11 protein-coding genes are annotated in these 15326 nt (G+C 65.8%); 4 read left to right on the forward strand and 7 right to left on the reverse strand.

Translation table 11 applies throughout. The annotated features are described in order from the left end of the window. Positions 1–26: 26 nt before the first annotated feature. From hemN to ACLF6L_RS05095, 3 genes are read left to right on the forward strand one after another with little or no spacing between them, the layout of a single operon-like run. Positions 27–1415, forward strand: a complete 1389-nt coding sequence (gene hemN / locus ACLF6L_RS05085) for an oxygen-independent coproporphyrinogen III oxidase (RefSeq protein WP_238618139.1) — start codon at positions 27–29, stop codon at positions 1413–1415. A 2-nt stretch (positions 1416–1417) separates the two neighbouring features. Then, entirely contained in the window at positions 1418–2518 is a 1101-nt protein-coding gene (gene aroC, locus ACLF6L_RS05090; RefSeq protein ID WP_090203248.1) for a chorismate synthase, read from the forward strand. Between the two features lie 34 nt (positions 2519–2552). After that, on the forward strand, positions 2553–3731 hold the full coding sequence (locus ACLF6L_RS05095) for an MFS transporter (RefSeq protein WP_412852502.1): 1179 nt from the start codon (positions 2553–2555) through the stop codon (positions 3729–3731). 144 nt (positions 3732–3875) lie between these two features. Here the strand turns inward: ACLF6L_RS05095 and ACLF6L_RS05100 are convergent, their stop codons facing one another. From ACLF6L_RS05100 to ACLF6L_RS05130, 7 genes are read right to left on the reverse strand one after another with little or no spacing between them, the layout of a single operon-like run. After that, the gene (locus tag ACLF6L_RS05100; RefSeq protein WP_412852503.1) at positions 3876–5516 is read right to left on the reverse strand and encodes a complex I subunit 5 family protein; all 1641 of its coding nucleotides are present in this window, start codon (positions 5514–5516) and stop codon (positions 3876–3878) included. Beyond that, positions 5513–6988 (reverse strand): complex I subunit 5 family protein, encoded by a 1476-nt coding sequence (locus ACLF6L_RS05105; RefSeq protein WP_412852504.1) that lies wholly within the window; start codon positions 6986–6988, stop codon positions 5513–5515. The genes ACLF6L_RS05100 and ACLF6L_RS05105 overlap by 4 nt, the downstream gene beginning before the upstream one ends. A 5-nt stretch (positions 6989–6993) precedes the next feature. Next, positions 6994–7341, reverse strand: coding sequence for an NADH-quinone oxidoreductase subunit K (locus ACLF6L_RS05110; RefSeq protein WP_412852505.1), 348 nt, complete (start codon positions 7339–7341; stop codon positions 6994–6996). Beyond that, a complete protein-coding gene (locus ACLF6L_RS05115; RefSeq protein WP_412852506.1) occupies positions 7338–7772 on the reverse strand; it encodes a Na(+)/H(+) antiporter subunit B in 435 nt (144 codons plus the stop codon). The genes ACLF6L_RS05110 and ACLF6L_RS05115 overlap by 4 nt, the downstream gene beginning before the upstream one ends. A 7-nt stretch (positions 7773–7779) precedes the next feature. Continuing rightward, positions 7780–8853: an efflux RND transporter periplasmic adaptor subunit gene (locus ACLF6L_RS05120; protein WP_238618146.1), complete on the reverse strand. Its 1074-nt coding sequence runs from the start codon at positions 8851–8853 to the stop codon at positions 7780–7782. Positions 8854–8863: 10 nt separating this feature from the next. After that, the gene (locus ACLF6L_RS05125; protein ID WP_412852507.1) at positions 8864–11944 is read right to left on the reverse strand and encodes an efflux RND transporter permease subunit; all 3081 of its coding nucleotides are present in this window, start codon (positions 11942–11944) and stop codon (positions 8864–8866) included. Continuing rightward, positions 11944–12909: an efflux RND transporter periplasmic adaptor subunit gene (locus tag ACLF6L_RS05130; RefSeq protein ID WP_412852508.1), complete on the reverse strand. Its 966-nt coding sequence runs from the start codon at positions 12907–12909 to the stop codon at positions 11944–11946. The genes ACLF6L_RS05125 and ACLF6L_RS05130 overlap by 1 nt, the downstream gene beginning before the upstream one ends. A gap of 239 nt (positions 12910–13148) precedes the next feature. Here ACLF6L_RS05130 and ACLF6L_RS05135 point away from each other — a divergent pair, with 239 nt between their 5' ends. Then, a complete protein-coding gene (locus ACLF6L_RS05135) occupies positions 13149–15212 on the forward strand; it encodes an esterase/lipase family protein (RefSeq protein ID WP_412852509.1) in 2064 nt (687 codons plus the stop codon). Positions 15213–15326: the final 114 nt, after the last annotated feature.

A 15326-nucleotide genomic window follows, 5' to 3' on the forward strand; every position in this document is an offset into this window, starting at 1 on the left:
TTCCTAGACCGGGTACCAATGCCGTCATGAGCTTGTCGCAGACCATCGATTTCGATCTGGACCTGATCAACCGTTACAACACGGCGGGTCCCCGCTACACCTCCTATCCCACCGCCGTGCAGTTCCACGAAGGTCTGGATGCCGATCGCTATGCGGAGATCGCCCGGGGCACCAACGCCAGCGGCCGTCCCCTGTCCCTGTATTTCCACATCCCCTTCTGCGACACCGTGTGTTTCTACTGTGCCTGCAACAAGGTGGTGACCAAGGACCGCGCGAAGGCCCGTCCCTACCTGGATCGGCTCTACAAGGAAATGGCCCTGCAGGGCGAACTGTTCGACCGCAGCCGCCCGGTGACCCAGTTGCACTGGGGGGGTGGCACCCCCACCTTCATCTCCCATGACGAGATGATCGAGTTGATGGACAAGACCCGTGAGCACTTCAGGCTGCTGGATGACGATACCGGCGAGTATTCCATCGAGATCGACCCCCGCGAGGTGCATGACGACACCCTCGCGCTGTTGCGCAAGCTGGGTTTCAACCGCATCAGCCTCGGGGTGCAGGACTTTGACGAGACCGTGCAGAAGGCCGTCAACCGGGTCCAGACCGAAGCCCAGGTGATGAGCGTGCTGGACGAGGCCCGGCGTCTGGGCTTCCGCTCCACCAGCGTGGACCTGATCTACGGTCTGCCGCATCAGACTCCGGACACTTTCGGCGACACCGTGCGCAGGATCATCGAAGTGAACCCGGCTCGGATATCCGTATTCAACTACGCCCACCTGCCGGACCGCTTCAAGCCCCAGCGCCGCATCGACGAGGATGCCCTGCCCAATCCCGCCGACAAGCTCACCATCCTGCAGCAGACCATCCAGCAGCTCACCGAGGCCGGGTATGTCTACATCGGCATGGACCACTTCGCCCGTCCCGACGACGAACTGGCCGTGGCCCAGCGTGACCACACCCTGTACCGCAACTTCCAGGGGTATTCCACCCACTCCAACTGCGACCTGATCGGCCTGGGTTCCACCAGCGTGGGCGTGGTGGGCAACAGCTACAGCCAGAACCACCACGACCTGGAGAAGTATTATCAGTGCCTGGATGAGAACCGCCTGGCCGTGTTCCGGGGCGTGGAACTGGATACGGACGACCTGCTGCGCCGGGATGTCATCACCCGTCTGATCTGCCACTTCGAACTGGCGTTCGCAGACGTGGAGCGGGCCCACGGCATCGTTTTCGGTGACTATTTCGCCCAGGAACTGGAAGGACTCAAGCCCATGGAGGCCGATGGCCTGCTCAAGGTCACCAGCAACGCCATCACCGTGCAGCCCGCCGGCCGCCTGCTGATCCGGAACATCTGCATGGTGTTTGACCGTTACCTGCGCCAGGCCACCGAACAGCGCTATTCCAAGGTGATCTGAACGTGTCGGGCAACACCATCGGCAAGTTGTTCACGGTCACCGGTTTCGGTGAGAGTCACGGGCCGGCCATCGGCTGCATCGTCGATGGCTGTCCGCCCGGACTGGCCCTGTGCGAGGCCGACCTGCAGCAGGATCTGGAGCGGCGGCGGCCGGGCAAGACCCGGCACACCACCCAGCGTCGGGAACCGGACCAGGTGAAGATCCTCTCCGGGGTATTCGAGGGGCGCACCACCGGCACCCCCATCGCCCTGATGATCGAAAATACCGATCAGCGTTCCAGGGACTATGCCGACATCGCCCGGCAGTTCCGGCCGGGCCATGCGGACTATACCTACCACAAGAAATACGGCCTGCGGGATTACCGGGGTGGTGGCCGCAGTTCCGCCCGGGAGACCGCCATGCGGGTGGCGGCCGGGGCCATTGCCAAGAAATACCTCCGGGAACGCTTCGGTGTCCAGGTGCGGGGCTATCTGGCCCAGCTTGGCCCCATCCGCGCCCAGCGGGTGGACTGGTCCGTGGTGGAGACCAACCCCTTCTTCTGCCCGGACCCGGACCGGGTACCGGAGATGGAAGCCTACATGGACGATTTGCGCAAGTCCGGCGACTCCATCGGCGCCCGCATCAACGTGGTGGCCACCGGGCTGCCTCCCGGCTGGGGCGAGCCCATCTTCGATCGCCTGGACGCGGACATTGCCCATGCCATGATGGGCATCAACGCGGTCAAGGCGGTGGAGATCGGTGACGGCTTCGCCTGCGTGGCCCAGAAGGGCACCGAGCACCGGGACGAGATGCTGCCCGAGGGCTTTGCCTCCAACCATGCCGGAGGCGTGCTGGGAGGCATCTCCAGCGGCCAGGACATTCGCGTCAGCATCGCCCTGAAACCGACGTCCAGCCTGCGCATCCCGGGGCGCTCCCTGGACGTGGACGGACAGCCGATCGAGGTGATCACCACCGGACGTCATGACCCCTGCGTGGGCATTCGCGCCACTCCCATTGCCGAGGCCATGCTGGCCATCGTCCTGATGGACCATGCCCTGCGGCATCGGGGACAGAACGGCGATGTGTCGGTGACCATGGCGGACATTCCCGCGGGACAGCCCTGAGCGGCCATCCCGCCGCGCCATCATGTAAAACCCCATGCCTGCCGCCTACTGGAAACTTTCCAGCTTCTATTTTTTCTATTTCGCCAGTATCGGCGCCTTCATGCCCTACTGGGGGCTGTATCTGAACGAGCAGGGGTTCTCCGCCGGACAGATCGGTGAGCTGATGGCCATCGTGCTGGCCACCAAGATCATCGCCCCCAATGTCTGGGGCTGGGTGGCGGATCATACGGGGCGTCGCACCCTGGTCATCCGCATCGCCGCCGCCCTGGCCATGCTGTGCTTTTCCGGGCTGCTGTTCTACAGCGGCTACTGGTGGATTGCCGTGGTGATGGCCTTGTTCAGCTTCTTCTGGAACGCGGCCTTGCCCCAGTTCGAGGCCACCACCATGAACCACCTGGGCAAGAGCACCCATGCCTACAGCCGCATCCGGCTCTGGGGGTCCATCGGTTTCGTGCTCTCCGTGGGTTCCCTGGGGGCGGTGTTCGAGCGGGTGGATGTGGCTGTCCTGCCCTGGATCGTGCTGGCGCTGCTGGGCTTCATGTGGCTGAGCACCCTGCAGGTCCGTGACGGTCAGGTGCCGGTGCACGAGTCTGCCCCCGTCTCTATCTGGTCCACCCTGTCCAGTCCGGCGGTGATCCTGCTGCTGGTGGCCTGTTTCCTGATGCAGGCCAGTCATGGCCCCTATTACGCCTTCTTCACCCTGTATCTGGAACTCCACGGCTACACCCGGACCATGGCCGGTTATCTCTGGGCCCTGGGGGTGCTGGCGGAGGTGGGCGTGTTCCTCATGATGCACCGGTGGCTGCCCCGTTTCGGTGCCTGGCCGTTGCTGGCGGTGGCCATGTTCGTCACCATGGTGCGCTGGGCTCTGCTGCCGCTGTTCGTGGACAGCCTGCCCATCATCATCCTGGTGCAGCTCATGCACGCGGCCAGTTATGGGCTCTATCACGCGGCCGCCATCTCCCTGGTGCACCAGTTCTTCGTGGGGCGCCAGCAGGGCCGGGGGCAGGCCTTGTATTCCTCCCTGAGCTTCGGCATGGGCGGGGCCATCGGTGCCCTGATCAGCGGCTATGTCTGGGATGGCCTGGGGCCGGCCTGGGTCTATGTGATGGCCTCGGTGATGGCGGGTCTGGGCTGGCTGGCCGCCATGGCCGGCAGCCGGGCCTGGAAGGCCGCCTGGGGGCGTGCCCCATCTTCCCGAAGTAATCATTAGCACTAGAGCCGCAACTGAATAAAACCGCAGTGTCTGTGATTGATGTATAAGCCATCACAGGGTGAATGATGCAAGGCTGGATCTTTCCGTCTCAGCATGGATGGCGGCTTGCTGGCGTTGCGGCGGGTCCTCTCAACCTTGGACTCATCGAAACAACGTGGAGCCCGCAAAGAGCGCCGCCCCGATGAGAAGGGTCAGCACCAGCAGCGACACGCCCGCGGTAGGCCAGTCGCACAGGCGACGTTCCACGCGTTCGATCACGTTTGCGATGACGCGGCCGGCGCGTGCGGTTACGCTCCCGAGCACCAGGATATCCCCTTCCGGCACGCGCGGCAGGGCCGCGCCGAAACGGCGCAGGGCGAGTACAAGGACGCTACCAAGCAATACCGGCCAGGCGGCGGCCCAGAGCGCCTTGGGGACGAGACTCTGCGCGGCGGTAACACCCACGAGTGTGGGGGCCAGCGCCCAGGGCAGGGCCACGGCCAGGAAAGCCATCAGTAGCCAGGGGATCAGCAGACCGGCCTTGGCCCGGGCCACCGGGGACCCGGCGCGGGTGTCGGCGAGCCGGAACAGGAAATGCAGCATCAACAGGGTACTGCCCGCCGCCGCCACGGTGACGAGGGTCGCAACGAGCCCGTCCCCCAGCGGCGTCTTGGCGGCGAGTTTGGCCAGGGCCCCTCCCGTGAGCGGCAGACCGCCCAGCGCGAGCGCCAACAGCCCTGCGGGAAGTACCAGTGTCCAGTCGCGTCGCCCCCCCGAATGGGCGGCAACGCCGACGGAAAGGAACAGCGCCCCCTTGATCAGCACGTGATGCGCGGCGAGGAAGGCGGCCGCCATGGTAGCCGAGGCATTGCCCGTCGCCAGCCCCATGCCGAGCACCGTCGCCACGCCGCCCATCTGGCTCACGCTGGAGTAAGCCAGCACCGTCTTCGGGTTCTGTTGGGTGATGCCGACGAGCACGGCGTAGAAGGCGGTCAGCAGCCCGATCACGGTCAGCGCCGTGCCCCAGCCGGTCAGGCCCGGGTCGAGAGGCAGGAACAGAATCAACCCGATCACGCCCGCCTTGATGATCGCACCACTGAGAACCGCCGAGGCCGGCATGGGGGCCGCGGGGTGTGCGATCGGCAACCAGACGTGTAGAGGCAGCAGGCCTGCCTTCAAACCGAAGCCCGTGATCAGCAGCCCGATGATGTAATGTCGGGCGGGATTTTCGGGCAGTGCCGCGACGACGTCCTGAATCGCGATACTGGAACCCGGCGCATAGGCGGCGAGCAGCGCGAAGGCAAGCAACAGGCAAACCTCCCCGAATACCGCGAGGCCGATATAGAGCACGCCGGCCCTGCGTGCCGGGGGGGTATCGTCGTGGGCGACCAGGCCCCAGGCGGCCAGGCTCACGATGGCAAAGGCGGTGTAGAAGGTCAGCAGATCGCCCGCAACGAATACCCCGAGGCTGCCGCACATCGTCAGCAGCCACCACTGGGCAAAACGCGCGGCGTTTGGACCCTTGCCCATGTAGCTTCGTGCATAGATCCCCGCGATCATCCAGAGCAGCGAGGCGGCGCCGAGCAGCACGGCTGCAATGGGATCGAGTGAAAAGGTCAGATTGAGGCGGGAATCGTCCAGCACCAGCGGTGCGGCGTCGTGGGCCAGCAGGGCCGCGGCCAGGCCGGGCAGCGGAGCCAGTCCGAGCAGCGCCGGCATGCGGGCGCGAACGCGCGGGGACAGGCAGGCCGCCAGCATCGCGAGCGGGACGGCCCAGGTGGCGATCAGCAGCAGGCTATTCACAGGGCGCGTCCGATGTGGACGATGGACAGGGAGGCCAGCGGCACCAGGCCGACGCCGATCGAGAGCAGCGCGAGGCCGAGCACCAGAACTTCCCCGCGCCGGTCCACCGGGGAGCGCAGGGGCAGCGCCCTATCCGACTGGGCCAGGGCACGGGAAAGTACGCGGAACAGGTAACCGCCGGTCAGCAGTCCCCCCAAGACGATGATCAGGACCCACCACCACTGCGCACCCTCGATGGCGGCTCGCAGCAGCAGCCACTTGGCCATGAAGCCGCCGCTTGGCGGCAGACCCATCAGCGAAAGGCCGGCCAGCCCGAACGCAAACAGGGGGATGGGCAGTACGCGTCCGATGCCCTCCATGTCCAGGATGCGGTCATGTCCGATCGTCTTCGTGATCAGACCCGCCGCCAGACACATCGAGGCCTTGGCCAGCGCATGCGACACCGCTTGCAGGATCCCGCCCGTCCAGGCCGCGGTACCGAGTTGGGTGGCACTTGCCAGCGGGAAGGCCAGAAACAGATAGCCGATCTGCGCCACCGTCGAGTAGGCGATCAGCATCTTCAGTCGCACCTGCCTGAGGGCAAGCACACTTCCCACCAGGATCGCGGCCGCCCCCAGGGCCCCGAGCAGTTGGGCCGCCATCGGCGTCGCCACGCCGGGTAGCGCATCCACCCACACCCGGATGATGAGCACGAAGGAGCCCTTCACCACCAGTCCCGAGATCAACGCGCTGGCGGCCGCCGGGGCACCGGCATGGGCGGCGGGCAGCCAGATGTGCAGGGGGAACAGGGCGGTCTTCGTGAGTAGCCCCACCGTCATCAGTGCGGCTGCCAGCTGGGTCGTGGGTTCGACACGGACGCGCTCGGCGAGCAGGGCGATATCGAGCGTGCCGTAGGACCCGTAGAGCAGCGCCACGCCCAGCAGGAACAGGGCGGAGCCCAGCAGCGAGAAGAGGAGATAACGCAGGGCGGCGGTCAGGGCCTCCGCGCGTCCGCTCAGACCGACCAGCGGGACGGCACCGAGGGTGAGCAGTTCCAGTGCCACGAACAGGGTGAACAAATCCGAGGCGAGAAAGACCGCGTTGAGTGCGGCCCAGATCGTCAGCAACAGGGTCCAGAACACCCGCGGTGCCCGGGTCTCGGGTATTCCACGTGGCATGCCGAAATCGGAACGGGCATAGAGTCCGGCCGCGCCGATCACGACCGCGGTGGTGGCCAGCATCACGATGGAGAGCCCGTCGGCACGTAGCAGCACACCCACGGGGGGCGCCCAGCCGCCCAGCACATATTCCAGTGCATCGCCGCGACGGATCACGGTGGCGGCGATGGCGACGACAATGCCGAGTTCGAGCGCCAGCAGCACGAGCCCGATCCGTTCCGCATGCCGCCCCCCCAGTACCAGCAGCAGCGGGATGCCGAGTACCGGCCCGAAGATCGCAAGGACCAGCAGGAAACCCTCGGGTGTCGCGGTCACGGGACTCACGAATCAGCGCCCTTGCCCTTGCCGGAGTCTTTTGGCTCGGGGCGTAGTGTCACCCGGCCGGTCTCGGCGAACAGCCGAAGCATGATCGCCACGGCGAGTGCGGTGCCGGCGAGTGCCACGACGATGGCGATGATCACGAAGGCCTGGGCCACCGGGTCCGCGGGGAACCCGGCTGTCGCTCCTCGTTGGGTGACCACGCCGAACACGAGAAACAGGCCACCGCCCAGCACGTTGAATGCGAGGATCTTGCGTAGTGGATGGGGCTGCACCACAAGCCCGTAGAGGCCCACGCCCACCAGCGCGGCGGCGAGCAACCCATACAGCGTGGTGATGGTCGGCGTCACCGTTCGGCACGCTTCGCGTCTTGCGCCGTGGACATGTCGGCCGGGAGCGGAGAGGGCGACTGCCTCGGCGGACCCTCCAGCAGCATGGCGAGCGCGACCGTCATCGAAACCGCGATGCAAAGCACTGCGATCAGACTGCGCATGGCCGGTCCGGGACGCTCCAGAACGGCGGCTTCCTCACCGGCACGCATGCGGGCGGCGGCAGATAGCAGCAACACGCCGGTCACGACGGCCATCGCTGCCTGGGTCAGGGCCACCCCCACGGCGCCCAGGCGCACCCAGACCAGCCCCAGCAACAGGCCGAAGGCGATAAAGCCCACCGCCGCCGCAAAAGTGGCCCGCGCGACATGGATCCAGATGGCGGCAACCAGCACCCACATGATCAGTCCGAGCTCGATGAACCCCAGGCCGGTCATGCGGCGCAGGACCACTGACGTGTCATTGACTCAACATCCCGGTGCGATAGGGGCTGATCACCATGCCGGCCTGTAGCCGGCCGACACCCGCGGAGACGATCCTCTGGCCACCGTGCAGCCCCTCCAGCACGATCACCGTGTCGCGGTCGGCCTCGCCCAGGGTCACCACTTGGCGCTCGATGACGTAGGTCTCCGGATCGACCGCCCAGACGAAAGCATCACCCGCCTCGGTTTCGCCCACCGCGCTCAGGGGAACACGTAATACGGACCGAAGGTAGACGGTGGGGCGCGCGTGGACGGTCGCGGTCATGCCGGGCAGCAGATTGATGTCCTCGGGCCGGTCGATCGCCAGGGTCACCCGGAAGCTCTGGGTGACGGCGTCGGCCCGGGTGGCGATCTCGGTGACCCGGGCGGGAAATGCCCGGTCGGGGGCCGCGGCGAAGACGGCCTCGGCGACAGGCCTATCGCGCGGCAGTTCGCTCAAACGTCCCAACACCCGTTCAGGGAGATCGACGACGACCTCCAGTGCCTCGGATGCTTCCAGCAGCAGTACCGGTTGATCGGCCCGAACCCTCTGGTGGTTTTCGATCAGTGTGGCGGCGACGATGCCGTCGAAGGGGGCTGTGAGCGTTGCGTCCTCAAGGATCTTGCGCGCCTGCGCGGTGCGCAGCGTCGCGATCTCGAATTCGGCCCGCTTCCGGTCCACTTCGGCCGGGGTCACCGGCGACACGGGCGAGCCGGCCAGTCTGGAGAAGCGCAGGAAATCCGCTTCCGCAAGCGCCAGCCGGGCTTCCTCCAGGGCAACGCGGTTTTGCAGGTCGCGCGGATCGAGCTGAGCCAGCAGTTCGCCGGTGGCGACCCGTTGCCCGGCGACTACCGGCCGTTCGCTCAGCAGCCCGGACACGGGGAAGGCCAGCGCCGAACGCCGGGTCGCCTGTACCCGTCCCGGCAGTTCCAGGATTTCCGCGTCAACCCCTACCACAAGCGTCTGCACCAGGGGCGCCCGCCCGGTCTCATCCAGGAGGGTCCGGGCGGCGGTCTGCGCCTGGGCCGCCCCGGCGTGCAGCAATACCAACACCAGCAGGATCATTCTCATGTTCCTCTCCTCAGGACGCCGGCACCGCGGGACCGGGGTCGACGGGCTCGTCCTTGGATCGCGACGGCACCCGGTACAGGGTTGCGTACAGCACCGGCACCACGACCAGCGTGAGTACCGTGGCAAAGCTGAGTCCGCCGATGATGGTCGCGGCCATGCCGACGAAGAAGGGATCCTGGAACAGGGGCAGCATGCCCAGCACCGTGGTACCCGCGGCCATCACCACCGGTCGGATACGGCTGACACCGGCGTTGAGCACCGCATCCAGGGGCATCCTTCCTTCGCGCAGTTCCAGGTTGATCTCATCCATCAACACGATGGCGTTCTTGATCAACATGCCGGACAGTGCGAGGAAGCCCAGCAGCGCCATGAAGCCGAACGGCTCGTTGGCCAGGAGAAGCCCGACGGTGACACCGATCACGGCGAGCGGCACGGTGAGCATGATCGCCAGCGGCTGGCGCAGGTTATTGAACAGCAGCACCAGGATCAGGACCATCAGCAGTAGCGGCACCGGGATGCCGGCGGCTATGTAACGCTGGGCACGGGCCGAGTCCTCGAACTCCCCGCCCCACTCCAGGCGGTAGTCCGGCGGGAGTTCCAGCGCATCGATCTGGGGTTTGACCGCGGCCAGCAGGGTACTGGCCAACTCGCCGGGAAAGGCGTCGGCTCGCACTTCAATGGTGCGCACGCGATCGCGCCGCATGATGATCGGGTTGTCCCACTCCACCTCGAAACCACTGACGACCTGCCGTAGCGGGATCGCCTGTTCGGCTGCCGGACTCCAGATCTGCACGTCGCCGAGACTGGCGACGTCTCGACGTTCATCCTCCGGCGCCCGGGAGATGATGGGAATCAGGTCGTCGCCCTCGCGATAGAGACCGATCATGTTGCCTTCGGTCGCGCGCTGCAGGGCACGCGCCAGCTGGGGCCGATCGATGCCGGTAAGCCGTGCCTGCGCCTCGGAGAACTGCGGCGCGAGCACCATCGTCTGCTGACGCCAGTCCGTGGTTGCGATCTGTGCCAGTCCGGAATCAGCGATGATCCGTTCGGCCTGCGCCGCCAGGTCACGCAAGACCTCCGGGTCCGGACCACTGAACCGCGCGCGGACCTTGAATGTGCCGCCGGGTCCCAGCTGGAACAGGTTCACGACCGGCTCGCCGTTTGGAAGCGTGTCCCGGATGAAGTCGTAGACATCGAGTGTGAGGTCACCGATCCTGCGCCGGTCATCCACCTCGACAATCAGCTGACCGTAGCTGCGGTTGGGGTCTTCCGGGGTGTAGGTCAGCTGGAAGCGCTGGGCGCCGCTGCCGACGAAGCTGGAGACGGCGACCACCTCTTCCCGGGAGAGCAGGTAGTCCTCGATGACCTTCATGTCCGCCGAGGTGGCGTGGATGTCGGCCCCCTGCGGCAGGTAGTAGTTGACCATGAACTGGGGCTGGGTCGATGGCGGGAAGAACCCTTCCCGAAGCATGCCGAAGCCGATGATGGCCAGGACGAGGAGGCCGACCGTCGCGGCCAGGGTCAGGTAACGGACCCGGATGCAGAGCACCAGGAATCTGCGATAGGTTTGGTAGAACCGGCTTTCACCGCCGGAGGACGCCTTTTCCGGCTTCAGGAACAGGTGGCAGAGCAGCGGGGTCAGGGTCAGGGCCGTGATCCAGCTCAGCAGCAGCGAAACCAGCATCACCACGAACAGGGAACGGGTGTACTCACCGGTGTTGTCGGCGGAGAAGCCGATGGGGACGAAGGCGAGCACCGCGATGCCGGTCGCGCCGAGCAGGGGCATGGCCGTCTGCGCGACGATCTCCTTTGCGGCCTTGATCCGGTCCATGCCCCGGGTAATGCGCACCAGGATCCCGTCCGTGACGACGATGGCATTGTCCACCAGCATGCCCAGCGCGATGATCAGTGCACCCAGCGAGATGCGTTGCAGGGTGATGTCCAGCGCATACATCACGATCAGCGTGCCAAGGATGGTCACCAGGAGCACGACGCCGATGATGAGGCCGGAGCGCAGCCCCATGAATACCAGCAACACGACGATGACGATGGCCACGGCCTGGGCGAGGCTGACGATGAAGTTGTTGATGGCCTCGGTCACCGCGCGGGCCTGGAAGGCGATCACGTCGATCTCCATGCCGACGGGTGTGAGCGGCGCAAGCTCCGCCAGTCGCTGTTCCACCAGTTCACCCATCACCACCACGTTCCCGCCCGAGACGGTGGAGATGCCCAGTCCGATCGCCGGCTTGCCGTTGAAGCGCATCAGGGCCGTGGGCGGGTCCTGGTAGCCGCGGGTGACGGTCGCCAGGTCACGTACCCGGATCAGCCGCCCCTGGCCGGTGGGATCCGGAATCAGCACATTGGAGATGGCCTCCACGGAATCGAACTCGCCGGTGGGCCGCACGACGATCCGGCTGCCCCCGACGCTGACCCGTCCGGCGTCGGTCACCGTGTTCTGTTCGCCGATGGTCCGGTACACGAGTTCCAGCGGGATGCCCAGTTGGGCCATTCGGGCGCGTGAAACCTCCAGGAAGATGTGCTCGCGCTGAACGCCGTTCAGCGCGACGCTCGCAACACCGGGGACTTGCAGGAGTTCGCGGCGCAACAGGTCGGCGTAATCCTTCAGCGCCGAGTACGTGAAGCCCTCTCCGGTGATGGCCAGGTACACACCAAAGACATCCCCGAAATTGTCGTTCACGACGGAGGGGAGCACCCCGGGTGGCAGGCGGGATTGAGCGTCGCCGACCTGGCGTCGGAGTTCGTCCCAGATCTGCGGCATTTCCGCGGCCGTATAGGCCTGCTGGATCTCCGGTGTGATGATGGACAGCCCGTCCGTGGACTGGGAGGTAATCCGCCATAGCTGCGGCATCTGCTGGATTGCGGTCTCCAGCACGTCCGTCACCTCGCGCTGGACCTCCTCGGCGCTGGCACCCGGATAATGGGTCACGACCTTGGCCACCTTGATCGTGAACTCGGGGTCCTCCAGCCGCCCCATGTTCTCGTAGGCGAAGATGCCGCCGCCGATGGTCAGGAAGGTGATGAACAGGACGATGACTTTCTTGTGAATCGACAACTCGGCGATGTTCATCATCAGTCCCTCGTCCGGACTCGTTCGCCGTCGGCGAGATAGGCGGCACCGGCGGTGACCACCCGATCACCCTCCGACAGGCCCTCCAGCACCTGAACGGTACGGCCGCTCAGGCTCCCGATCCGCACGAACCTTCGCTGCACCGTGGACTGCTCAGGGTCCAGCAGCCAGACGAAGGATCTGCGATCGGATGTGGCCTGGAGTGCCTCCACCGGGAGAAAGTGCATGGAACGGATATCCACGATCTCGTCATGGGGCACGAAGCTCGCACTCATGCCGGGGAGGATGTTGGCCCCTTCCGGAGCGGGCAGGCCGAGGACCACGCGGTAGGTGTTGGTGCGGGGATCCGCGCGCGTTTCCAGCTCTTTCACCGAGACCGGGAACTGTCTCCCCGGCAGTACTTCGAAGCTGACCGTTCCGACCTCGGTGCCGAGCAGGGATCGGCCGGCCGGCGGCAACCGCACCACGTCGAGTTCGGGTAGCTGGATGCGAACCTCAAGCCGGCTGATGTCTTCGAGCAGCAGGATGGGTTCGCCGGCTTGCACGGTCTGAAAATTGTCGACGAGGCGGCGGGCGACGCGGCCCGGGAACGGGGCCAGGAGTTCGGTATCCTCCAGGCGCTTTTGCGCCAGCGCCAGTTCGGCGTCGGCCACCTGGAAGCGCGCGCGGGCCTGGTCCCGCTCCGCCGCCGTCACTACCCCGGATACGAAGGCTCTTTCGATGCGGTCCAACCGGGATCGGGCCTCGTTCCGGTCCGCCCGTCGCCCGTCGCGCTCGTTCAAGAAATCGCGGGGGTCGATCCGGGCCAGCAGCGTTCCCGCCTCGACGAACTGTCCCTCCTGGATGGGGAGATCGATCAGCGGTCCGGAGACGATGAAGGCGAGTTCGGCACGCTGATCCGCGCGCACCTCACCGGGAAACTGTCGGCGCGCCGGCAGTTCGGGAGGCCCCAGCAGTACCGAATCCACCAATCGCGGAGGCGCCCCCGTCAGGTCCTCGGGGGGACCTCCGCAGGCGGTAAGCAGGACCAGTGCCGCAAGCGCCGGAACCAGAGCCCATCCGATCCTTGCGGAAGACTCCGGTACCTGACCAAGGGTCGGAGTGAACCTGACGATCCGCCACCATACTGAACGCAAGCGCACAGCACCCTCCCTCGGCCCGCCGAGCGGTTTTCCCCTTCCCGGAATGTCGCACAACCGATGCCGCAATGATAGTCTCCCGCTTCAGAAAAGGGCGGGCATTTGAACGTGAAATCCGTCCAGCCCACATCCCGTTCCGGCGCGAGACCGACGTGACTCTGATCCGGCTGATGGTCGTGTACATAACGCTGTTCGCCTTGGCGGGGTGCGCCACGGTCCGCATCGATGATGCCGATCCGCGGGCCGCCTTCGCGGAGCGGCGCGGCGACTACCTGACGACCGGCGTCTTCAGTGTGGAAACGCGCAGCGTCCTGTTCTTGTTGGGGAGCGAAGCACCACGCTGCGAGCGCTCGCCGTCCGATTGCATCTCACTGCTCTACCAGGTGGGTGACCAGGACACGGAGAGCATTCTGGCGGTGCTGTCCGAGTTGTCCCTCGCGAAGGCCCTGCGGACCGAACAGGCGGCCAGGGGCACGGATTCCGACGAGGTCATCGCGGACTACCTGAATGCAGCACGTTTCGCTTACGCCTTCCTGTTTCTCGACGCCCGTCCACCGGAGGAGCGCGCGCTGGAAAACCGCCAGACGCGGGTGCGTGACTACTATAATTTCAGCGTCGAACGTGTCGCTACATTGGTATTTCAGCGCACGCGAAGGGCGGACGCACCCGTGATGCCGGTGGAGGGTACGGTCCGGGATATCGGTCAGTGGAGCCTCACGATCGGGCGGGTCGAGCCGCGGTTGCAGAGAGGCACGGAACGTCTCGCATCCATCGTCTCGCCCACGCGCCTGCAGATCCGCGGCCTCCAGAACGCCTACCGGAGAGATGGCCTGGGCGGCGAACTGGTCGCCGTGTGGACCCCGGACGTCTCCGGCCAGCATGATCTCCCGATGAGGGATATCGGCTTTTCTCCCGCCACGGTCCTGCTGGAGTTCGAGGGCGAAGGACTGGATCAAGTGCTGTCCCGACGGGAGGCACGACTTCTCATCCTGGATCCCAACCGGAGCAGGACCACGTGGGTCCGAGGTCAGCATGTGCCGGTGGCCGCGAATTTCAGCGCCTCTTATGCCCTGTGGCTGTCCCGTGCGGGTTTCCGTCGCCAGGGCCTGCTCAGCACGCTCGGTCGCGATACGTCTCTGATGCACCCGCGTATCCATCTCATGCAGCCCTATGACCCCGATCGGTTTACCGTGATCATGCTGCATGGGTTGGCGAGCAGTCCGGAGGCCTGGGCCAATCTTGCGAACGAAGTGCTTGGTGACGCGACCCTGCGAGACCATTTCCAGATCTGGCAGGTGCATTACCCGACCAATCTGCCCATCGCGATCAACCATCTCGAGATCCGGTACGCCCTGGAACGGACCCTGGCGGCGGTCGATGCCCGGGGGCAGGCCAGGGCCGGTCGGGACATGATCCTGATCGGACACAGCATGGGTGGGGTGATTGCGCGTTTATTGATCCTGGAGGGCAGCGAGGATATCTGGATGGAGACGCTGGGGGTCCCCGAGGATTCCGACAGGCGCGCGGCGCTGGCGCCCCTGGAACCCTACATTCGCTTCGAGCCGCTGGAAGGCGTCAGCCGTTCCGTCTTCCTCGCCAGCCCGCATGCCGGCACGCCGTTCGCCGGCAATTGGCTCAGCCGGTTCGTCACCAGGCTGGTGCGCCTGCCGGCCGATGTGATCCTCCGTATCGCGGCGGTTGCGGAGGCGATTGCACAGGATCTGCCGGAGAGCGCCGAGAGGCTGAGGGGCACGCCAACCTCGATCCATCAACTCGATGCCGCAAATCCCTTCCTGCAAGCGACGTCACGGCTCGGCATCGCCCCCGGCATCGACTACCACTCCATCATCGCCCGCAACGATCCCTCGGACCCGCCCGAGAATTCCAGCGACGGCGTGGTCCCGTTCGCCAGCGCCTATCTTCCCGGCGCGGCCAGCACGCTGCTCGTGAATGCGGGGCACAGTGTGCAGCAGACCCCCGAGGCCATCGTCGAGATCCGCCGCATTCTCCATCTCCATCTTGTGGAGCACGGTCTCATCAAGCCCCCGGAAGTACGACATCTCCACCTGGAGGGACCGGAACGGGGCCCACGGCCGACACGGGATCCGGATACCGGTATCCCGGTGCGATAACTCCTTGCGAAGCCGTTCTCTCGCCCCCGGGCGGGAATCGCTCCGCAATGCTTCCGGGGCATTCACCAGAGGCAAGTGTCGATCCGGTCCGGTTTTCTGTATCCGACGCTGGAC

It is taken from the genome of Ectothiorhodospira shaposhnikovii (assembly GCF_047222355.1).
In the GTDB taxonomy this organism is placed as follows: Bacteria; Pseudomonadota; Gammaproteobacteria; order Ectothiorhodospirales; family Ectothiorhodospiraceae; genus Ectothiorhodospira.